The sequence below is a fragment of the Acinetobacter sp. YH1901134 genome, from assembly GCF_013416965.1.
Taxonomy (GTDB): Bacteria; Pseudomonadota; Gammaproteobacteria; order Pseudomonadales; family Moraxellaceae; genus Acinetobacter; species Acinetobacter amyesii.
The window spans coordinates 104101-125535 of record NZ_VPEW01000006.1 but is presented as its reverse complement, the minus strand read 5'-3'; the positions used below and the strand labels follow the sequence as shown (position 1 = coordinate 125535).

Annotated in this window: 19 protein-coding genes and 1 tRNA gene; 6 read left to right on the top strand and 14 right to left on the bottom strand. The window is 39.7% G+C overall.

The annotated features are described in order from the left end of the window. Position 1 precedes the first annotated feature (1 nt). Genes sdhA through sdhC form a run of 3 tightly spaced genes read right to left on the bottom strand, consistent with a single transcriptional unit; the run spans position 2 to position 2676 of the window. Positions 2 to 1900, bottom strand: coding sequence for a succinate dehydrogenase flavoprotein subunit (gene sdhA / locus FTV50_RS08190; protein ID WP_078192991.1), 1899 nt, complete (start codon positions 1898 to 1900; stop codon positions 2 to 4). Positions 1901 to 1912: 12 nt separating this feature from the next. Beyond that, positions 1913 to 2278 carry a succinate dehydrogenase, hydrophobic membrane anchor protein gene (sdhD, locus tag FTV50_RS08185; protein ID WP_180024113.1) on the bottom strand — a complete coding sequence of 122 codons (366 nt, stop codon included), beginning with the start codon at positions 2276 to 2278 and terminating at the stop codon, positions 1913 to 1915. Continuing rightward, positions 2278 to 2676 carry a succinate dehydrogenase, cytochrome b556 subunit gene (gene sdhC, locus FTV50_RS08180; protein ID WP_078192993.1) on the bottom strand — a complete coding sequence of 133 codons (399 nt, stop codon included), beginning with the start codon at positions 2674 to 2676 and terminating at the stop codon, positions 2278 to 2280. The genes sdhD and sdhC overlap by 1 nt, the downstream gene beginning before the upstream one ends. 1027 nt (positions 2677 to 3703) lie before the next feature. Between sdhC and gltA the strand changes: the two genes are divergently transcribed. After that, the gene (gltA, locus tag FTV50_RS08175) at positions 3704 to 4981 is read left to right on the top strand and encodes a citrate synthase (RefSeq protein ID WP_078189909.1); all 1278 of its coding nucleotides are present in this window, start codon (positions 3704 to 3706) and stop codon (positions 4979 to 4981) included. A 334-nt stretch (positions 4982 to 5315) separates the two neighbouring features. On the opposite strand, the gene FTV50_RS08170 is transcribed toward gltA, so the two are convergent. The 5 genes from FTV50_RS08170 to FTV50_RS08150 all read right to left on the bottom strand — a co-directional run bounded on the left by FTV50_RS08170 (position 5316) and on the right by FTV50_RS08150 (position 11954). Continuing rightward, complete coding sequence (locus FTV50_RS08170; RefSeq protein WP_180024112.1) at positions 5316 to 6956, bottom strand: NAD(P)/FAD-dependent oxidoreductase; 1641 nt, start codon at positions 6954 to 6956, stop codon at positions 5316 to 5318. Continuing rightward, on the bottom strand, positions 6953 to 7819 hold the full coding sequence (locus tag FTV50_RS08165; protein WP_180024111.1) for an SDR family NAD(P)-dependent oxidoreductase: 867 nt from the start codon (positions 7817 to 7819) through the stop codon (positions 6953 to 6955). Before FTV50_RS08165 ends, FTV50_RS08170 begins: the two co-directional genes overlap by 4 nt. Positions 7820 to 7831: 12 nt before the next feature. Continuing rightward, complete coding sequence (locus tag FTV50_RS08160; RefSeq protein WP_111884407.1) at positions 7832 to 8788, bottom strand: metal-dependent hydrolase; 957 nt, start codon at positions 8786 to 8788, stop codon at positions 7832 to 7834. Positions 8789 to 9027: 239 nt separating this feature from the next. Further along, positions 9028 to 10464, bottom strand: a complete 1437-nt coding sequence (locus FTV50_RS08155) for a VWA domain-containing protein (RefSeq protein ID WP_180024110.1) — start codon at positions 10462 to 10464, stop codon at positions 9028 to 9030. Beyond that, the gene (locus FTV50_RS08150; protein ID WP_180024109.1) at positions 10452 to 11954 is read right to left on the bottom strand and encodes an AAA family ATPase; all 1503 of its coding nucleotides are present in this window, start codon (positions 11952 to 11954) and stop codon (positions 10452 to 10454) included. The genes FTV50_RS08155 and FTV50_RS08150 overlap by 13 nt, the downstream gene beginning before the upstream one ends. A gap of 165 nt (positions 11955 to 12119) precedes the next feature. Here FTV50_RS08150 and FTV50_RS08145 point away from each other — a divergent pair, with 165 nt between their 5' ends. Then, the gene (locus tag FTV50_RS08145) at positions 12120 to 12632 is read left to right on the top strand and encodes a hypothetical protein (RefSeq protein ID WP_180024108.1); all 513 of its coding nucleotides are present in this window, start codon (positions 12120 to 12122) and stop codon (positions 12630 to 12632) included. Between the two features lie 375 nt (positions 12633 to 13007). Beyond that, on the top strand, positions 13008 to 14633 hold the full coding sequence (locus FTV50_RS08140) for an NAD+ synthase (protein WP_180024107.1): 1626 nt from the start codon (positions 13008 to 13010) through the stop codon (positions 14631 to 14633). Between the two features lie 267 nt (positions 14634 to 14900). Here FTV50_RS08140 and FTV50_RS08135 read toward each other — a convergent pair. Continuing rightward, positions 14901 to 14977: transfer RNA gene (locus FTV50_RS08135), tRNA-Met, on the bottom strand. Positions 14978 to 15144: 167 nt separating this feature from the next. On the opposite strand from FTV50_RS08135, the gene FTV50_RS08130 reads away from it, so the two are divergent. Further along, positions 15145 to 15561 carry a hypothetical protein gene (locus FTV50_RS08130; protein ID WP_078193001.1) on the top strand — a complete coding sequence of 139 codons (417 nt, stop codon included), beginning with the start codon at positions 15145 to 15147 and terminating at the stop codon, positions 15559 to 15561. Positions 15562 to 15854: 293 nt separating this feature from the next. After that, entirely contained in the window at positions 15855 to 16295 is a 441-nt protein-coding gene (locus FTV50_RS08125; RefSeq protein WP_078193002.1) for a universal stress protein, read from the top strand. A 105-nt stretch (positions 16296 to 16400) separates the two neighbouring features. On the opposite strand, the gene FTV50_RS08120 is transcribed toward FTV50_RS08125, so the two are convergent. The 4 genes from FTV50_RS08120 to FTV50_RS08105 all read right to left on the bottom strand — a co-directional run bounded on the left by FTV50_RS08120 (position 16401) and on the right by FTV50_RS08105 (position 19677). Continuing rightward, positions 16401 to 16718: an MGMT family protein gene (locus tag FTV50_RS08120; RefSeq protein WP_180024106.1), complete on the bottom strand. Its 318-nt coding sequence runs from the start codon at positions 16716 to 16718 to the stop codon at positions 16401 to 16403. Between the two features lie 164 nt (positions 16719 to 16882). Beyond that, positions 16883 to 17149 (bottom strand): type I secretion C-terminal target domain-containing protein, encoded by a 267-nt coding sequence (locus FTV50_RS08115; RefSeq protein ID WP_180024105.1) that lies wholly within the window; start codon positions 17147 to 17149, stop codon positions 16883 to 16885. 30 nt (positions 17150 to 17179) lie between these two features. Beyond that, positions 17180 to 17782 carry a BapA prefix-like domain-containing protein gene (locus FTV50_RS16855; RefSeq protein WP_373683681.1) on the bottom strand — a complete coding sequence of 201 codons (603 nt, stop codon included), beginning with the start codon at positions 17780 to 17782 and terminating at the stop codon, positions 17180 to 17182. A 395-nt stretch (positions 17783 to 18177) separates the two neighbouring features. Continuing rightward, positions 18178 to 19677 carry a sodium:proton antiporter gene (locus FTV50_RS08105; protein ID WP_180024104.1) on the bottom strand — a complete coding sequence of 500 codons (1500 nt, stop codon included), beginning with the start codon at positions 19675 to 19677 and terminating at the stop codon, positions 18178 to 18180. Positions 19678 to 19896: 219 nt separating this feature from the next. On the opposite strand from FTV50_RS08105, the gene FTV50_RS08100 reads away from it, so the two are divergent. Beyond that, positions 19897 to 20454, top strand: a complete 558-nt coding sequence (locus FTV50_RS08100) for a hypothetical protein (RefSeq protein ID WP_180024103.1) — start codon at positions 19897 to 19899, stop codon at positions 20452 to 20454. Between the two features lie 55 nt (positions 20455 to 20509). Here the strand turns inward: FTV50_RS08100 and FTV50_RS08095 are convergent, their stop codons facing one another. Then, a complete protein-coding gene (locus FTV50_RS08095; RefSeq protein ID WP_180024102.1) occupies positions 20510 to 21415 on the bottom strand; it encodes a neutral zinc metallopeptidase in 906 nt (301 codons plus the stop codon). Positions 21416 to 21435: the final 20 nt, after the last annotated feature.

Genomic DNA, 21435 nt, shown 5'->3' with positions numbered 1-21435 from the left:
ATTAGAATGTACGTGGTTTAGGCGGAATAGCATCTACAGATAAAGGCTTGTAACGTACTGGTTTGTACTCAAGACGGTTATCTACAGAGAACCATAAAGTGTGTTTCATCCACTCATCATCACGACGACCGTATGGGTAGTCAGCATGATCAGGTGGTAATTCAAAATCTACCACTGTATGCGCACCACGACATTCTTTACGTGCAGCCGCAGAAATCAGTGTCGCTTTCGCAACTTCATACAGGTTTTCAACTTCTAGAGCTTCAACACGCGCTGTGTTAAATACTTTAGATTTATCTTTCAAGTGAATGTTACGTACACGTGGTTCGAGCGCAAGAATCTGTTTCACACCCTCTTCAAGAAGTGCAGATGTACGGAATACACCAGCGTGATCTTGAACGATGTCACGGATTGCATCTGCAACTTCTTGAGCATTTTCACCAGAAGTTGATTCATCAAGATGACGAACACGATTCAAAGTTTTTTCAAGAACAGTTGTAGGAAGCGGTGCATATTCATCACCGTGGTGTTTAGTTACATAGTCAACAATATGTTCACCAGCAGCTTTACCAAATACAACCAAGTCAAGCAATGAGTTTGTACCTAGACGGTTAGCACCGTGTACAGATACACATGAACATTCACCAATTGCATAGAAACCTTTCACTGGTTTAGTGAAATCACGGTCACCCGCATTGTGTGAGTACACACCAGTTTCTTTATTGTAGTTCGCAACCAAAGCTTCAGTTTCACGAGATACAGGAACAACCACTTGACCATGAATATTTGTAGGAATACCACCCATTTGGTAATGGATTGTAGGTACTACAGGAATTGGCTCTTTAGTGATGTCAACGTTCGCGAATTTCTTACCAATCTCAAATACAGATGGAAGACGTTTCATGATTGTTTCAGCACCAAGATGCGTCATATCAAGCAAGATGTAGTCTTTCTTAGGACCACAGCCACGACCTTCTTTAATTTCTTGGTCCATAGAACGTGATACAAAGTCACGAGGTGCCAAGTCTTTCAGTGTCGGAGCATAACGCTCCATGAAAGGCTCACCAGCATCGTTACGAAGGATCGCACCTTCACCACGACAACCTTCTGTCAACAATACGCCTGCGCCCGCAACACCTGTTGGGTGGAATTGCCAGAATTCCATATCTTGTAATGGAATACCTGCACGAGCTGCCATACCAAGACCGTCACCAGTATTAATATAAGCGTTAGTAGATGCACGGTAAACACGACCAGCACCACCAGTAGCGAACAATGTTGCTTTACCTTGGAATACTGCAATTTTACCTGTTTCTTGGTCAATTGCTGTCACACCAAGCACATCACCCTCTTCATTACGGATCAAATCAAGTGCGATCCATTCAACGAAGAATTGAGTACCCATTTTCACGTTGCTTTGATAAAGCGTATGAAGAAGAGCGTGACCTGTACGGTCGGCAGCAGCACATGCACGTGGAACTGGTTTTTCACCATAGTTCGCAGCATGACCACCAAACGGACGTTGGTAAATTGTACCGTCAGCGTTACGGTCAAATGGCATACCTAGGTGTTCAAGCTCATATACAACTTGAGGCGCTTCACGAGTCATAAACTCAATTGCGTCTTGGTCACCTAACCAGTCAGAACCTTTAACTGTATCGTAGAAGTGGTAGTGCCAGTTATCTTCTTGCATGTTACCAAGAGATGCACCAATACCACCCTGCGCTGCAACAGTGTGTGAACGAGTTGGGAATACTTTAGTCAGTACAGCAACTTTCAAACCAGCTTGAGCAAGTTGGTAAGAAGCACGCATACCTGAACCACCACCACCAACGATGACTGCATCGAAAGTTAGGTGTGGAATATTTGTGTAATCTTCTTTAGGGGTTATAGCGCCCATGATATTTTCCTATCAATTTGCCCAAAAAATCTGGATCACCCAGATCGCGTATGCAAATACTGCAACAATCACTGCAGAAGTCAGCACTAAACGCAGACCGTTTGCTGAAGGACCCATTTGACGAGTAGTCACATAGTCAGTGAATACTTGCCACATACCAATCCAAGCATGCGCAACAAGAGATAAGACAGACAATAAAGACATAATCTTCATTGGTGTTGTCATCATAAAGCCATACCATTGCTCAAAAGTGAATCCGCTATTGCAAAGGATCCAGCCCAGTACAACAATAGTATAAACAGCCAATACAACGGCACTTACACGCTGGATAAACCAATCGCGAGAACCTGATCCTGTTAAACCTGTAGCACTTTTCATTAGAGAACAATCCATACAAATGCTGCAACAATACCGATTGCAGACAAGATCAATGAAATAGTAGCTGCGATACGACCACTTTGAAGTTCTTCAGCAACGCCAAGATCTGCAAATAGATGCTTGATACCACCGATAAGGTGATAAATTAAGCCGGCTACAAATACCCATACGACAAAACGCACAATAAAGCTATCAAACACAGCTTGAACTTGCGCAAAACCTTCAGGTGAAGATAAAGATTTGTCTAAAATCCAAAGAAGGACCGGTACGAGTAAAAATACGATAACACCTGATAGACGGTGTAAAATTGATGCAATAGCCACAGGGGATTTTAAGTTTACGTCTAAAACTTGACCCATGGACAAATTGACAGGTCTGTTGCTTTTCACAGCGGGCATCCTGTAAGTAAAAACTCCATCCGGAGTTTGTTGGAATTAATTCGTAGGAAAGCTAGCATAGTCAGACATTACAATATAATAAACTCTGCAGCTGTCTGATCTTATAAACGACAGGGAATTATAAAACGTGAACTTTCAAAACACAAACGAAGACAATTAGGAATTTTGCAAAATATCCTTAAATAAGAATCATTAACAATAATTTTTCTAAAAACAAATACCTTATTTATCTAAGAAAATCACACTATGTTATTGGTTTTAATCGGTTAAATGTAAGTTTCACTTATTGTTTTTGTGTGTATATGGCGATTTAAACTTTTAGACTAAAGATGAACAAATCTAAATCTTTCTTTTCCCACTACATTTTAAAATCTTCCAACACATTCGCCAAGCCATAATCATAAAAATAAATGTGCACCATTTTCTCAAATGATAAAACTGAAAGATCATGAAACGAAATAAGCACTTAGTCTGTGCATAAAAATCTCAGCAACAGCAAATCTGTTTAATAAAACTCCATTTTTTACCTTTCCAATGACAAAAATGTTCATTTATTGATCTTTTAAAGGCGTTTAATTAACTATTTTTTAACCAAACGAACTTTTTTTTAAGTACGATTAAGTCGTTTTAATTATGAATAAGAAAAAAGCAATTTAGAGCCACAGATGTGTGTAAGTTACGAAAATTATAATAATTTAATGAAATAGCGGTCTTGTAATTCATATTTGTTTCAGAGTTTTTAAGAATTAAAAATTGCTTACAATTAAGGCAATAGGCTTTTTTTAATCTGCACCTCCCCTGCAAATTGACTTATTATACTGCGTCGGCACTGTGATTTTACTCATTTTTTAAGCGTATAAATTGTGCTTCATTTCAAGGAATGATCCTCAATTTATATCCATAAGTATAATTGACAAAATTTCAGTTCCCTCTAATCTTAGAGCAAATTTTTGATCTGTCTGATTCTCGCATTAAAAGATTAGTACTGAGTCAGATAAAACATTCACCAGGACAGGAGATCTATTGAATGTCTGAAGCAACTGGCAAAAAAGCCGTTTTACAGCTTGATGGCAAAGAAATTGACTTACCAATTTACAGTGGCACTCTAGGCCCAGATGTAATTGACGTTAAAGATGTGTTGGCCGCAGGTCACTTTACTTTTGATCCTGGTTTTGTCTCAACGGCTGCTTGTGAATCTAAAATCACTTTCATTGACGGCGGTAAAGGTGTTCTTCTACACCGTGGCTACCCAATCGACCAGCTTGCTACTAAAGCAGACTACTTAGAAACTTGCTACCTTCTTTTGAACGGCGAGCTTCCTACTGCTGAACAAAAACAAGAATTCGATGCTAAAGTTCGTAACCACACTATGGTTCACGATCAAGTTGGCCGTTTCTTCAATGGTTTCCGTCGTGACGCTCACCCTATGGCGATCATGTGTGGTGTTGTTGGTGCGCTTTCTGCGTTCTATCACAACGGTTTCGATGTTGAAAACATTGATCACCGCGAAATCACTGCTATTCGCTTAATCGCTAAAGTTCCTACTTTAGCTGCTTGGACTTACAAATACACAGTAGGCCAACCATTCGTTTACCCACGTAACGATTTAAGCTACGCAGAAAACTTCTTGTACATGATGTTTGCTACTCCTGCAGACCGTGATTACAAAGTTGACCCTATTCTTGCTAAAGCGATGGACCGTATTTTCACGCTTCATGCTGACCACGAACAAAACGCGTCTACTTCTACAGTACGTCTTGCTGGTTCTACTGGCGCTAACCCATACGCATGTATCGCTGCGGGTATCGCGGCTCTATGGGGACCTGCTCACGGCGGCGCGAACGAAGCTGTTCTTAAGATGCTTGATGAAATCGGCACTGTAGAAAACGTTGCTCCGTTCATGGAAAAAGTGAAAACTAAAGAAGTTAAACTTATGGGCTTCGGTCACCGAGTTTACAAAAACTTCGATCCACGTGCGAAAGTAATGAAAGAGACTTGTGACGAAGTGTTAACTGCACTTGGTATCAACGATCCACAACTTGCTTTGGCTATGGAACTTGAACGTATTGCGCTTTCTGACGAATACTTCATCAAACGTAACCTATACCCTAACGTAGACTTCTACTCAGGTATCATCCTTAAAGCGATTGGTATCCCAACAGAAATGTTTACTGTTATCTTCGCTCTTGCACGTACTGTTGGTTGGATCAGCCACTGGTTAGAAATGCACAGCGCACCTTACAAAATCGGTCGTCCTCGTCAGCTTTACACTGGCGAAACTCAACGCGATATCCAAGGTCGTTAATTCGAAAGAATTGTGCGAATCTAAAAACCGCCCCTTTGGGGCGGTTTTTTTATGCGGCTAGATTTATTTTGCACTTTAAAACAGACCCATCTGACTGAATTTTCCTGCTCAATCATTAGATAAAACGATGCATCACAAACTATAAAGTATGCTGTTTATTGCTGAGTGTATTTTAAATCGCCATTTTTTAGAAAGTCTCACACTGTTTCATCAGATAGCGTCATAAAAAAAGCCTAATTCCACGTAGAAATTAGGCTGTAAACAAAAGGTATTAATATTGATGATGCTTTATTTTTGCTTATTGAGTTAGGCAACTTTTAATAAACAATATTTTCTAAGCAACCGTCTCATAGTCTGCCAAGTCCACCTGTTTTAGACGCAGCTTTAACTGTTTCAGTGACCACGGCCAAGCTGCGAAATTGCGCCCATTGGCATCTAAGTAATAACTCTTACAACCGCCACTATTAAAGACCGTAGTCTGTAAATGCGTCTGTACTTTTGCATTGTGATAGGCCAATACATTTGGCTTAATTTCAAGCCGTTGTATCTTCTCTTGTTTCATTTTTACCAAAGCATCAACGATATATCCAACCTGTGCTTCTGCAATCCCAATAAATGAGTCATAAACCAAAATATTTGGCCCAAGCACCAAGAAGGCATTAGGTACTTGCGCGATACTGGTACCCAAAAATGCTTCAGGAGAACTGTTTTTCCAAAGTTCTGACAATAACTCCCCTTTGGCATTTTTTACTCGCTGCCCAATCGGCGGATGAGAAACTTCAAAACCTGTGCCCCAAATAATGACATCGACTTCATGACGTTCACCATTCGCAGCAATAACAGTATTACCTTCTATTTCGACTAAACCATGTGGTACAAGTTCGACATTTGCTTGCTGCAAAGCAGGATAATAGTTATTGGCAAATAAAAGACGCTTACAACCAATAGAAAAGTTTGGTGTAACTTTTTCACGTAATTCAGCATCTTGAATTTGTGTTTTTAACAACTGACGACCCAAATAATTCACAGGCTCTAAAAGCGAAGGATTACGTAGTCCTAAATTAATACCATTTAATATACCAGCCACACTTTTGCGCCAAGTTTCTTGTACTGTTGGAAAGCGGGTAATGATGCCTTTCGCACGGTCATTCAGTGGCAAATCTGCTTTTGGCAATACCCATGGTGCGGTACGTTGAAACACCACCACATTTTTGGCAATAGGTTGAATCTGAGGAATAAACTGAATCGCAGATGCCCCCGTACCAATCACCGCAATACGTTTATCTTTTAAGTCATAGGCATGGTTCCATCGCGCAGAATGGAACATTTCACCTTCAAAGCTTTCAATACCTTTAATTTTTGGAATTTGAGGTTCAGTAATCGGCCCAGTGGAAAAAATTACCGTTCTCGCCGCATACTTACCTTTGCTCGTCTCCAATTGCCATTGCTTTAATTCCTCATTCCATTCCGCTGCAATCAATTCACAGTTGAACTGAATGTTACGATAAAGCCCATGCTGCTCTGCCACATCCTCTAAGTAGTTCAGAATCTCAGGTTGCTTGGCAAATAAATGACTCCATTTATGACTCGGCGCAAATGAAAAAGAATACAACGCCGAAGGAACATCACATCCACAACCTGGATAGGTGTTGTCGCGCCATGTTCCTCCCACGCGATTGGCTTTTTCTAAAACCACATAATCGGTATAACCCCGTTCATTCATTTGATGAGCAGCAGCTAAACCTGATATCCCCGCACCAATCACGATGGTATCGTAGACACGCACTTGATTTTCTACGCTTGGTTTTTCTAGGCTAGGCTCTGACTCTGATTGGTCTTGTACTGCTTTTTTTGCTTTGGCAGAAGACGTTACAGGACGACGTGCATTAGTTTGCGTTGTTGCCTTTTTAGTTTGAATTTTCTCTTGATCTAATGCTTTTACATCTTCGTCATGTAATTGTGTCGGCATGTTCATGCTTTTGCTCCCGACTTTTTAATATAGTTGTTAAATAAGGGATAACCCACCCCCAATAAGCGGGTATAGGTTTGCGGGGATAGACGCTTTAACCACCAAAATAATTTGGCATCAGGTTGCGGAATGGTATACAACTTCCCTGCATCTAAATTATTCAATGTCAAATTGACGACATCGTCGCTCGTCGTAAATGCATGATTCATCAGCAGTTGATCAGCCAAGCCTGAATATCGATTGGGTAAGCGTCCATTTTTCATGATATTGGTCGGCACCAAAGTTGGGCATAGTACATTCACACGGATATTTGCCGATCTGAGCTCTGCCGATAAAGTTTCAGACAATGCCAACACACTCGACTTCGTCACGTTATATGCTGTCATTTCTGGTGCAGCGGTATATGCCGCAGCAGAAGCAACATTAATAATCGCGCCCCCCTGCTTATTTTGTTTCAACTTGGGTACAAAATAATGGCAGCCATGCACCACACCCCACAAATTGACATGCATGCACCACTGCCAGTCGTCTAAACTCAGTTCATCAAATTTACCACCCAGCCCGACGCCTGCATTGTTGATCACCAAGGTCACAGCATGCCCCATCAACTGCTCAGCTTGCTCTGACAGTGCTTTAACTTCTTCAGCCTTACCTACATCACACTGCACCGCATAAGCATTTGATGAGGTCATGGATTGAATTTGATCTACCGTTTCTTGCGCTGCCTCTAAATGAATATCGGCACAGACCACTGTTCCGCCACGACGAGCCAACTCCAAAGCGAAACTTCGCCCAATACCACTGCCTGCACCAGTGACCACCGCATAGGCATTTTCACTTGGCTTGTTCTTTTTTCCAAATAGCCCCATAGTTGTGTCCTTTTATCGTTTTAATGCTGGGGTAAATTCTTTGACAAAATAAGGTGTTAACACACCATCAACAGGGTTCAGCAAACGCTTTTTGTAATATTCAAGAAATGCAGAAGTGTCATGATCATTTGGGTGAAAACTTGGTCGTAAATAATCAAAAATATGCCCGAGGCTGCTGCCATAAACACCATCTCTTAGCCCAAAAATCAGTTGGAAACTGCGCGGAACATCTTTCCAGTAGCTTAGGCTAATCAAATTTGATGGCTTTCTGTAGAAAGGGACAATCGATGCACCAATTGAAATCAAACCCAAAATGGTAATTAATGCAGGGAAAAAGCCAGCAATACGTAAAGCATAATTACCTGATAATTCTTGATAAACATCATAGGCAATGTCTTTGTGTTCAGACTCTTCCAACATATGCCACATCCAAATGGCGCGCTGCTTTTCATCTATTGAATTAAAAAAGATTTCTTCATGATTCATCATGTATTCCGCAAGCACTGCGGTGAAATGCTCAATTGCTGCCATTAAGGATAACTTCATTGGCTGTGGCATACGTTCAAAACCGTAGGCAAAGACGTAGTGTTCTAACTTTCTAAAAAATTGCACAGGCAGATTTCTTGCGCGATATGCTTCATTCATTTCTTCATGCATACGTGAATGAATGGCCTCTTGCCCAATCAACGACGTGACACGTTGTCTTAATACAGGATCTTGAATAAAGTCGCGATGATATCGAGCAGTATCAATCACCAAATCTTCGCCACGAGTTAAGAAAATAGATAATGACGCAAAATAGGCACTGGCCAATTCTGCATTCATATAAAATTTTGGATCAATTTTTTCGGGTTCGAAATCAAATTTCATATGACGAATAGGAACAACGGCAGACTGTTTTGTTGGGTCAAAGACAGGGCCTGCAAATACGCGTGCTAAAGTTTTTTTTATCGGTTGAAAAGCGCTCATGATTTTGCTCTCAATTTGGGTGTTTCCCCTTCATTGACTTCATGTCGATTGAAGTAAAAACACATAGATTGAGATCAAATTAAGTGAGATAGATCACTAGGCCATTAGCAAAACCGACCTCTAGATTTGCAAAAATGCTCAAATATTTTCTTTGTCAGACAATCTTTAAAACATCCATGCTGTATGGCTCAAAAGCTTGTCATTAAAGGTCATGGCGTATTTTTTGTGAGGCACGATTATTAGATTTTTTGCACTTCGCCAGTCGCAGATTGATAGACCCATAGATGATCAAACAGGCTGTCGTCTAAATGATCCAGTTTAAAATTACCGATAGCCACAGCATAAAATCCATTGCCCTGCTGCTTAAAATGTGTGATCTCTTGCATGAGTTCTTCAGTCAGTTGACCCATTATAAAGTCGGAAATCACCACCACATCGGCATGTACAAAATTCGGTTGTTTCAGCACATCTATGGCATGATTCATCGCAGGGATAATATCGGTTCCCCCATGAAATGACTGCCCTAAAAAGTGAATGACATCATCCAAAGCGCTGTTACAGTGTAAATTCAGCGCGGTTAAATTGGTCGAGAAATTTACCAAATACATCGCTCGCTTTTCTTTTAGCGCTCGAATAGACAAATACAAACAAATCGCTTTGGAAATCAGTTCAGGTTGTCCATTCATTGAGCCACTGGTATCTAAGCAGACAATCATCGGGCCTTTTTGTCCGACTCGACGCTGTGTATGGCGTGGGTCTTCGATCACCCGTCCCTGTTGCTGACCTTGTCGATTAAAACTCATCAGATTAGATTCTAAATATTTCAAATCAAATAAAACTTGCAAGTCTGGATCGGCTAACAGCGCCAACTCGCTAGGTAAAGCCATACTGAGTTCTTGTGCCAATTTAATTCCAGTAATTTCCTCTTGCGCCATCGGGGTGTGAATAAGCTGCTGTGGCTCTTGTTCTAACTGAGCAGAAATCCGCTTACGTGGCATATTCGGCTGTGCGCTTCCGATCATTTGACATAAACGTTTAAGCGCCCGATCTTGCTCGAGATAATTCGCCCATTGCTCAAAGTTCTGTACATCATGCTCAGTTAATTGCCCTTTGGAATAGTCCAGAAAAATCCCTGTTTCAAACCCGACACTGTCATGGTGCTTGACCATTTTCGACAATGACGCGAGAAAATCTTTGATTTCATCTAAAAAGGCATCTCGTTGTAGACGGAGTTGCTCAAACTCCCAATGTGCAATAGCTTCGGTCAATTTGCGCTGCCATTTGCCTTTGAATAGCTCAATTTGTAATTGACGCTGCTGCGCGGTCAGCAACGACTGTTGGCTCTGTTGCCACATTTCAGTGAATTCTGGAATCCCCAAGGTTTGCATGAAGGCGGCATATTCAGTGTGGAATTGAACAAAATCACCCTGCTCCCAATGCTTTAACACAAGCCAATGTTCCAATTGCTGCTGCACCACCCCATAGGGATGCTGCTGATCTAAACTCGACTTTGCCTGAAAGGCCCATTCCTGAATTTTTTGATCGAGCTTTTTTGCAACTTTATGATCATCCAACCAATGTTTTAAGCTGGATTGTTTTAATTCATCATAAAGTTGCGAACTTAATTCATCGAGTGCTGATTGGGTTTGTTGTCGTGACGGTTCTAATTGCGACATAACTGCTCCAAACGCTCACAATCTTGCAATTGCAACTGATATCGTGCCAATTGCTGCTCAATCGATTGAATTAAATGTTGAATATCCTGTTCAGCGACAAAGACAGAATTGAACTGATGCTTCTGGCTATTAAAGCGTTCCGTCAACAGATCCAATTCTGTTTGAAAATGTGCTTTGATCTGTTGAACTTCGTGTAAAAGCTCATATTGGCTTTGTGCTGAAAGTGCGCTACGTGGACTGCCTTTGGTATGTTTTATATACGGCGTCACCACTTCTTCTAAGCCGTAATAGCCACCTTTTAACGTACACACTCTTGAACCATTAAAATTACATACGATGCCACGCACTTCTTCACCGGTATCATCTAAGGCAAAGAAGTCCTTTTTCGTATCCATTTTATCCAGTTCGAGATACAACACTTTATCTTTATAGTGTCGATCTAGATTGGTCACTGCACGTAAGTAGTCAGTGCCATGAATTAAATAACTCTCATACACATCATCGGTATAATAAAAATGATTGAGCACCCGCTGTTCAAGTGCATCCTTCTCTGCCACATGCTGTTCGAATTGCAAACCGTAATTTAAGCCATTTTCAGCCAATACTTCATCTATCTGCTGTGAAACAAAAGCAATGTCTTCAGGCTGATTCCATAAACAATGTTTTAAAATTAATAAATCACTCAAAATCACCGATGGACGATCATTTAAAAAAGCACAGGCTTTGACTAAATAAGCCACACGCTGCCAACGACGGTCAGAGACATAGACCACATGATCTTCAAAGTTATGATTGAGTCGATTTTTAAGTTGATCAAACAGATTTAAAATCGAGTCGGGTAATTCCACCTGATAAATCTGTTCCCGCCAATCTTGCAACTCCGCTTTTTTTATTTTTAAGGTCGCATCGACTTCAACACTGACTTGACTCGGCTTGGCCTGTAACAGTGCATGAAAGTTTTCTGCAACAGCAATCGGTGGCACTTCTAAACGCAAAATAAAACGATCATACAAGGCATCTAAACCTTGATTCGGTTCGGGAATTTCATTCGATGCGCTGACCAAAACATTCAATGGAACTTTTTGGACAATATCACCATTTTTAAAACTCCGTTCATTCACCAAGGTCAGTAAAGTATTTAAAATCGCAGGGCTGGCTTTCCAAATTTCATCTAAAAAAGCAAAATCTGCTCGTGGTAAATAATGTTCTGTTTTACGAATGTATTGATCTTCTTTTAAGGCTTTGATCGATACCGGTCCAAAAATTTCTTCCGGCGTACTGAAACGATTCATCAAATATTCAAAGTAGTCATGGACTTCAAAAGCAGAGGCTATTCGACGCGAAATCAAACTTTTTGCTGTGCCGGGCAAACCATATAAAAAGGTATTCATGCCCGCAACACCAGCCAGCAAACTCAATGCAATAATCTGCTCGCGTTCATACATATTTTTGCTGATTTCAGAAATTAAAGTATTGATCCTTGCTTGCATCTGATTATCTGTTTGACCGAAAATTAAATTGTAACGCCCTAACCGATTTTTCGCTGTAGCAGATGCAAAAATATCGCTTTTTAAATACAGCGCAACAGCGTGATATTGTATTTTCAGGTTATAGTAAAACTACACATCCCTTTAGAGATTTAGACACCTTTCATCATGTTGCCTTTCTTTTACACGCTCATCCGACTATTAAAACTTGAAGGTTTTAAATATCGATCTCTCACGGCAGGTGAAATATCCATGTGTCGGAGTGTATTTGGCGATTTGATTCAATATGAGCAAGTGAAAGTGATGAATCACCCTTTTTTGCCTTGGCAATCGGCGCATGTGGTCATGGCGCCTCAGGGGTATATTCATGCACGAAATTTACTGTTTAAAGCGGACTATGCCAAAGCGTCTTTAGGATATCGCGCCCTGTTTATTCATGAGATGGCCCATGTTTATCAATACCAGCAGCAGATCAATGTTTTGGGTCGGGGTGCTGTTTTACAGATGGCGTATTTCTTTAGTTTTAAAAAATATAATCCCTACCGCTATACCCTCAAAGCACACAAAGCATTTTTTGACTACAACATTGAGCAACAAGGCGACATTGCTCGTGACATCTATTTAAAGCGAATTAAAAATATTATTTTATATCCAGAACTTGTTCATCAAATTGAACTGTAAAGCGTCCATACACTTAGTCGAATATTTTTAGATAAAATTGAATATCGCCTGATCATTCTATTTCACACTATTGCTCGACCATTGACGCTATTTTAAGTACAAAAAAACAGCATTAATATTTACTTTATGGCACATAAGCTTAGCTAGGCTTTTAAAAGCTATGAATACCTCTAGTATCTCGCTTAAATTCAGATAAAATAGGCTCACCTTATTTTTTTGCTTTGCATCAAAACAAGTGAATTATCATACGATGATGGTGTTTTGTTTTCGCCTTTCGGCAGTATTTTTCGTATCTAAATACACTCGCTGAATAATCACAATAATACAAATCAGTGTGTTAAGTGTATTCACCTATAGGAATAGGATTTAGTTGGAATGAATAGTTTTAAAATTGCACTTGCTCAGTTCTCTCCGCATATTGGTAATCTAGAATCAAACGCAGCAAAAATGCTTCAACAAGCCAATGCTGCAAAAGAACAGAACGCAGATATTATTGTTTTTCCTGAACTTTCTACAGTTGGTTATCCTGCTGAAGATTTATTATTACGTCCAAGTTTAAATAAACGTACACAGCAAGCTTTTGAACAATTGGCGAACGTTAAGGACATCGTTTTAGTCTTTGGTTTTGTGAATCAAACTGAAGATGGTCAGCGCTATAACTCTGCTGCTGTCATGAAAAATGGTCAAGTTCTCGGGATTTACAATAAACAAAATCTTCCAAACTATAGCGTTTTTGATGAAAAACGTTATTTCAGTGAGGGTCATCAACACCTTGTCTTTGAATATTTAGGTCATAAGTTTGGTGTGTTGATTTGCGAAGATGTTTGGGCTTTACCAACTGTTCAACAGCTTGCTCAGTTAAATGTTGAAACCGCTTTGGTGTTGAATGCTTCACCTTATGAAGTTGGTAAACCACAGCATCGCATTGAAACCATGGGTGCATTGACCAAACAATTGAACATCAATCTGGTTTACTGCAACCAAGTGGGCGGTCAAGATGACCTTGTCTTTGATGGCACAAGCTTTGTGATGAACAATTCAGGTGAAGTTGCGTTGCAAGCACCAAGTTTTGTTGAAGATCTATATATCGCAGAATACGATGCTGAACAAAAAGCCTTTAAAACAGGTGCAATCACGCCTGTATTAAATACCATGGCTGAAATCTACCAAAGCCTTGTGATCGCAACACGTGACTACGTACAACGTTCAGGCTTCCCTGGCGTGATTTTAGGTCTATCTGGTGGTATTGACTCAGCATTAACTTTAGCGATTGCTGCCGATGCGATTGGTGCAGATAAAGTTCAAGCGGTCATGATGCCATATACTTATACTGCACAAATCAGTGTTGAAGATGCGGCTGAACAAGCCAAGAATATGGGCGTAACTTTTGGTATTGCCGAAATCAATCCAATTGTGAATGGCTTTATGCAAACCTTATTCCCTTTCTTTGGCGCTGCACCGACTGATGCGACTGAAGAAAACCTACAAGCGCGTTCTCGTGGTACGTTGCTAATGGCCTTATCGAACAAGTTTGGCAATTTAGTCCTTTCTACAGGGAACAAGTCTGAATTATCTGTTGGTTACTGTACATTGTACGGTGACATGGTCGGTGGCTTTGCAGTTCTTAAAGACGTTTATAAAACGATTGTATTTGAACTAGCAAAATACCGTAACAGCATTTCAGAAACACCAGTGATCCCTGAACGTGTAATTACTCGTCCACCTTCTGCGGAACTTCGTCCAGATCAGAAAGACCAAGACTCATTACCTGAATATGAAGTATTGGATGCCATCTTGTATGCGTATATCGAAGAAGACATGAGCCAAGATGACATCATTGCCAAAGGTTTTGATGCTGAAGTCGTGAAAAAAGTCATCCGTTTGGTTGATCTAAACGAATACAAACGTCGCCAAGGCGCGATTGGTCCACGTATTAGCTCACGTGCATTTAGCCGTGAACGACGCTACCCAATCGTGAATGGTTGGAAACCGGGTATCTAATTACTCGATTCAAATTAAAAAAAGCCCAGTTCTATAACTGGGCTTTTTTATAGGCGCAAAATACGCAGCAGTAAGAATAAAAAATAATTGAGATGTGTATTTCAAAAGTTAGGACATCAATTCATAACATCAAAGATTTGAGTTCTCTTTTATTTCTACATTAACATCGTAAATAGATTATTTTATTAGTGCTGTAATTATTTCAATCTATTTGACTTTTTCTAGGCACAAAAAAAGAGACCAAGCTGAGAGCTTGGTCTATAAAAATGGTGGCTATGACGAGACTTGAACTTGTGACCCCCGCATTATGAGTGCGGTGCTCTAACCAACTGAGCTACATAGCCGTAAACTGTGGTGGCATTATCTAGATTTCACACATTATCGTCAAGCATTTTTGTTTGCAATTGTTCAGAGTTTAAACAAGCAAAGTTCAAGATGTTACTATTTAAGCAAATTATGCTATTTTTAGCCCTATTTACTATATTTTTTGATTAAAAATTAGAGTTTTATCATGCAATTCAATTCGATAAAAAAAGCCTGTCTGACCCTCAGCCTTGCCGTCATGACCTTAACGGGCTGCCAAATCGTCTCACCTATTTTTGTTGACTATAATGGTGTGCGACGTGATGTGGCGACTTGGATTAATAAACAGCCTTTATTGAGCATGCAACAAAAGCGCAGCATGGCTCAACTTAGCCGAGCACAGCAATCAATCATTCGTCTCGACTTCAATGATCAGGAGAAATTAGTCAGTGTTGCGCGCGCTAATGAAGCTGCGATGTATTGTGCCAATCAGCATTTATCAGCGCGACAAATTCAACGCCTGCAAAAACAGATTTTCCCTGAAGATGCGTTGCATAAATTAAGCTTGCTTGAGCAACAAGCGTTGCATATTACCCTGACAGAGCAAGAGAAACGGTGTGATTGAAACCATGTCCACTGATGGATGAATTATCTAGGCTCAATTTTTTCAGCACCAAATTGTCTTACAATCTAGACATAGCTGCTTACATTATTGAGCATTTTTGCTATCGCTAAGCGAGGTGAAAACAAGTCTATATTTTTGCAATATTTTTATTGCAAATTTCGCAATATCCTTATGAATTTACTTGGTTTTATTCCCAAATAAAAAAGCGTATGATGAAACTATGATCAATGTAAGTAGCACTTTTTTTCAGGTTTTTCCATCCAAATTCAATTGATCAGATAAGGAGAAATAAGATGGCTTTAAATAATATTTTAGTTCCAGTGGACGGTTCAGAAACTTCTTATGCTGCGGTGGCTAAAGCTGTCGAGTTTGCAAAAACTTTTGGCAGTAAAATTACTGTGGTTCAAGTACTGACGCTCGATCCATATATTGCTGCAGAGTATATTTCAGCAACACAAACCAATGATTTAATTGAACGTGCTCGTGCATCGATTTTAAATACACTTGAAGAAGCAAAAGCGAAATTTTCAACTGAAGGTGTCACTGTTGAAACTCGCTTACTTGAAGGTCAAGTGGTGCATACTGAACTGGTTAAAGCTGCAGAAGAAACACATGCGGACTTGATTATCATTGGTTCACATGGCCGTACAGGGATCAAAAAATTCTTCTTGGGCAGCGTAGCTCAAAGTGTACTGGGTGCTTCAGACATTCCTGTTTTAGTTGTGCGCAAATAAGCCATTAGATTTATAGCGTGAAATAAAAAGCCTTCTGATCCTAGAGGGCTTTTTTATTGACTGCGTCATCAATATAAAAAACGCTAAGTTTAAGGCAAGGATTTTTTAGGGTAACCATTGATATTGTTTCAATGAGATGCGTCCACTCACCACAAAGACATTTTCAGCTGCCAATTTCAATTGCTGGATATTTTCACCTTTTTCATTGCAACGCTGCGTGCTGATTTTTCCTTGCGCATTGACCACCCGATGCCATGGGATCGTTGATGTTGCATCTAGATGCTTGAGTACATAGCCAACCAGTCGTGCATGCTTCGGTAAACCCGCTAATTTGGCAATTTGTCCGTAAGTGGCAATCTTCGCCTGCGGTATCAATTGAATGACCGACAAAATTTGCGTTGCCAATTCATCACTCTGCTTCATCTGATCTCCTTTGAGCCACATAAAAAAGAGAACCCGAAGGTTCTCTTTGATTAATACTTACTTTTGACAGATTAGTACAGTAATTGGTTGTGATCGATTAGATCTTGTAAAGTCACATCGGTATTTTTCAAAGTGAGTAATTCAACTTTATCACCAAATTTAGATCATGTTCCATCACGATCAATGCTGATCACAGTGTTGCCCTTGCCATCAGATTTAACCGAAACAAACTGATCAATATTCGACTGATTGACATTTTGACCTTGTAACAAGGCTTTGATATTCACTTTATCGCCTACAGACGAATTAAAGTCATTCCAAGTATCATGTCCATTACCGCCCGTTGCATCGGCTTGATCCAATACTTTATAAATAACCGTATCAATGCCCGCTTTGGTGTTGAATTGATCATTGCCTACTTTATCTGTCACAGTGGCTTCAATGGTTTCACCATTGGTTAATTAATTTTTAAATTCAACATCAAAATTCCCTGATAAATCCACTGTGCCTGCGCCAATGACTTTGCCATCTTGATCTTTTACTTCTACCGTTGTACCCGGCTCACCTTCACCTGTGACGTGCTCACCATCATCGGTGATCACCACATCTTTAGGCGCGTCAGGTTTAGTCGTATTCTTAGAACCACCAGAATAATCAGATTCACCAACAATAGCTGCACCCAATAAACCAGCACCGGCTGCTCCCGAAATCCAAGGTAAAATTACACCTGTCAAAGAATCGTTATAGAGCAGCGGTTCAATTTCATCTAAAGGTTGATACTGAATAACATCCGCAATATCACCGTTGACTGTTGTAAATTTTGCCCAATACCATGTACCGTCTTCATCCTCAAATACCAAACTATTATCTGGTGTCGCCTCACTAAAATAGTTTTGTACAGTAATCACTTCCCCATTTTTTAAGGTGATTATTGCGTCAGCACCATTCTTTGTAATTGAAGCAACATCCTCTTTCCGGATTTTGAGTACGATGACAGAATTTTCGATAAGCCCCACTTGATTGGATTCAACTTGATCCAAAACTTTATGACTTTCTTTAGAAATGACAGAAATTTACGACATAGGTAAAACCTCATTTATTTACATTAGGGCCGTTTTTATGTTTTTTTGGTTTTGTAATGAGTTATTGGTGATTAATAATTTCTTTAATTACAAATCATTAAAACCAATTTTTTTAATTGTGTGCGTTATATCATGCTTTGTGTATTTTTTTGCATAATTGTTTGAATATTTTAATATTTTTATCAATACATTTAGATTTTAGATCAATCTTTATGCAAGTAATAACAAACACTTATTTATGTGATGTAAGTCACAATAACACCAATGAATGAACAGTCATAATTTCCCCCCATTTTGATGTACCATGATGAAACATAACTATAAATAATAAAAGGAAATGCTCAAGCATTTCCTTTTTTAAGTCCAACAAAACAGTTTTAGAAGTTTTCAGGGTTCTCCAAACGACGAACTTCTTGCACTTTTTCTGGGTTATGTACAGCAGCAACACCATCATCCGCTTTGGTATCTATTAACGCTTCTGGGTTATAAACCGTAATGGTTTCATTACCATGGATATCTTCACCCACAATATATTGGAAGCCCTTTTTATTCATTTTATGGCACATTCTTTGGTACCAACCTTTAAAGCCTTTGGTTTCTTCATTCGGATTGTAATAAAAAGCATTCATCACAGCAGGTAAACCTAGACCACACACGAGCCCCGACATTAATACCGCAATAAATGTATATCCAATCAAAATACTACTGTATTCACTGAGTTCAGGAATATTGGCAACAGCGAGGATCAAAGCCAATGAAATGCCTCCACGAACCCCACCCCAGGATAAAATCGCAAGACTACCGTTATAGCTTTTTTTACGGAAACTCGGGAAAAATGCGAAAGATAAATAGTTTGCTGCAAAGCGCGATGCATGCAAAATAATAAACGCCACCATGCCGCCTAAAATCAAGCTGATACTTAAATCTAAGATAAATAACTCAAGACCGATCAGGGTAAATAAAAAGGAATTGATGATTCCTTCCACGGTATGCCAGAAATGATTCACTTCCCTGATTTCTCGCTCTTGAAGAATTTCTTTCCATTTATTCCCAACGATCAAACCACCAATAACACATGCGATTGGTGCAGATGCATGTGCGAATAAAGCGACTAGATAAGAACCACTTGCCAACAACGCTGTGGTTAAAATCAAGGATTCCATTTCATGTTTACCACGGAGTAAACGTAATATTCCTAAACCAAATGCCCAACCAATGATGACTGCGACAACAATTTCATATAACAGTGTTTCAAGCGTACCAATGACGGTAAAATGTTCACCTTGCAAAACATTGAGTAAGGTCATAAACACGGCAATACACATGGCATCATTAAAGAGCGATTCGCCTTCTAATTTCACCATCAAATGATGTGGCGCACGTACAGAACTTAATACACCTTTAACCCCAATTGGGTCAGTCGCACCTAAAGCAGCGCCTAATAATAACAACACCAATAAATCAACATGATGACCAATTAAGAACTGATAACCATATAAAGCAACACCAAAAAACACCGCACAAAGCACCAAGGCAATACTGGCCAAAATACTGATCGGCTTCCAATGCAAACGTAAATCGGAAACTTTAAATTTCAAGGCAGATGAGGTCAAAATAAAACAAATCACGCCATTAATTAAAAAGTCATAAAAGTCGATATGACGAACTGCCTCTTCAATATTGTGTAAATTAATCGTCACAAATTGATTGCCATTGAGCAAACTTGCGCCCCATTGCAAAATAAAGACAAAAATTGCAGAAACAATGGGAACACCTATGGCTTGTGGAAAGCCCAAGATACGTTTATTAAAAATCGTGGTTGCAATCGAAAGTGCAAAAATAACGGTAAAAACCTGTAGAAAAAAATAATTTCCCATTTTGTTCCCAATTTTGGTGCTGTGTCGCCTACAGAGTGAGATATAGGTATTTTAAAAATAAATACCAAATTATTTAGTATTTAAAAATAAAATATTCTAACAAATTTTATCTAAATTCCGTGTATCAATTCAGTTTTTTTCACATCTTTTATCAAGATCATTTAACATAGCAAGCCTGCATAGATTTTATGCATTTTCATCATCTACATGATTTCTCCTATGCATCAGACTATTAAAACTGTTTTTCGACTCTTTTTTGCTGCGGTGATCTTTATCATTACGGCGGCCCTGATCCTCACTTGCTATAGCAAGTCACAGGAAATTTTACGTGCTGAGCACTATTTTAGTCAGGCAAAAACGATCTCACTGGATTCAACACCCAAAGAACAATTGGTTTTGGTCTCCAATAATGAATCACCCGATCGTGCGATTTTTATCATGCTGGCGAATAATGGTTATCTTGCCAAAATGAATTGTGAAAACTATGCACAAGATATTTGTTTAGATGAATTTAATCAGCAACACACCCGACAAATTCAACACCTCGATTTGCTAAAAATCGGACAATTTCAATATATCCAAAATGTGAGTTTCACCAATAGCCGCACTGGACAAAAACAAAAATTACGCTATAGCGATGCCCAATTAAAACAGTTCTATCAAAACGATATTTCAGGCCTTAAATATACTGTTTTTGGCGTAGCTTTATTTGCATTTGCCGCATTGTATGTCAGCTATCGTATTGTTCGAAACTTCAAATCATTTCTCAACAAATAAGCTTCAATCTATTTTTCAATGAAAAAAAGAGGATGTTTTGCATCCTCTTTTTGTTTTAAATGGCTTGATTAAAGGTATCACAGCTATTGATATTGCCTGATTTCAACCCTGTCTGGAACCATTTCATACGTTGTTCACTAGTGCCGTGCGTGAAGCTATCTGGGACCACTTGCCCTGTTGCACTTTTCTGTAAATAGTCATCACCAATCTTATGTGCAGCGTCCATCGCTTCTTCTACATCACCCTGCTCTAAAAATTGGGTACGCTGTTGATTATGATGCGCCCAAATACCCGCAAAGCAGTCTGCTTGCAGTTCTTGCATAACCGAATAACGATTACCCTCAGCTTTAGATGCTTGCGCACGGGCCTGCTGGACTTGCTCAGAAATGCCTAAAATCGTTTGGATATGATGTCCAACTTCATGGGCAACCACATAGGCTTGCGCAAAATCACCCGCCTGATCTTGGCGACTCAATTCTGTTTGATTTTGTTCACCCGTAATGCCCATTTGCGTACGCATATCTTTAAAGAATGCGGTATCAATATAGACCTTCTGATCTGCTGGGCAATAAAACGGCCCCATTGCAGCTTGTGCTGTACCACAACCCGAGTTGACCACACCATTAAACATAACCAACTTAGGCGGTTTATACTGGGCATTTAACTGTTCTTGGAAGACTTTAGTCCATGTATCTTCGGTATCAGCCAAAACCGTTCCAACAAAATCCATCGCTTCTTGTTGTTCAGGTGTTGGATTATCCAGACCTTTGACTTCAGCCGTTTGACCCTGTGAAGTCACTTGTTTGGTCGCCTGATATGCTTGCTGCGGGTCTACCCCAAAAAACTTCCACGCAACAAATGCCACAACCAAACCGAGAATACTGATCCCACCCGCTTTTGCACCGCCACCACCGCGACGGTCTTCTACGTTTGAACTAACTCTTCGACCTTTCCAGCGCATAGTGATCTTCCTTATATAAA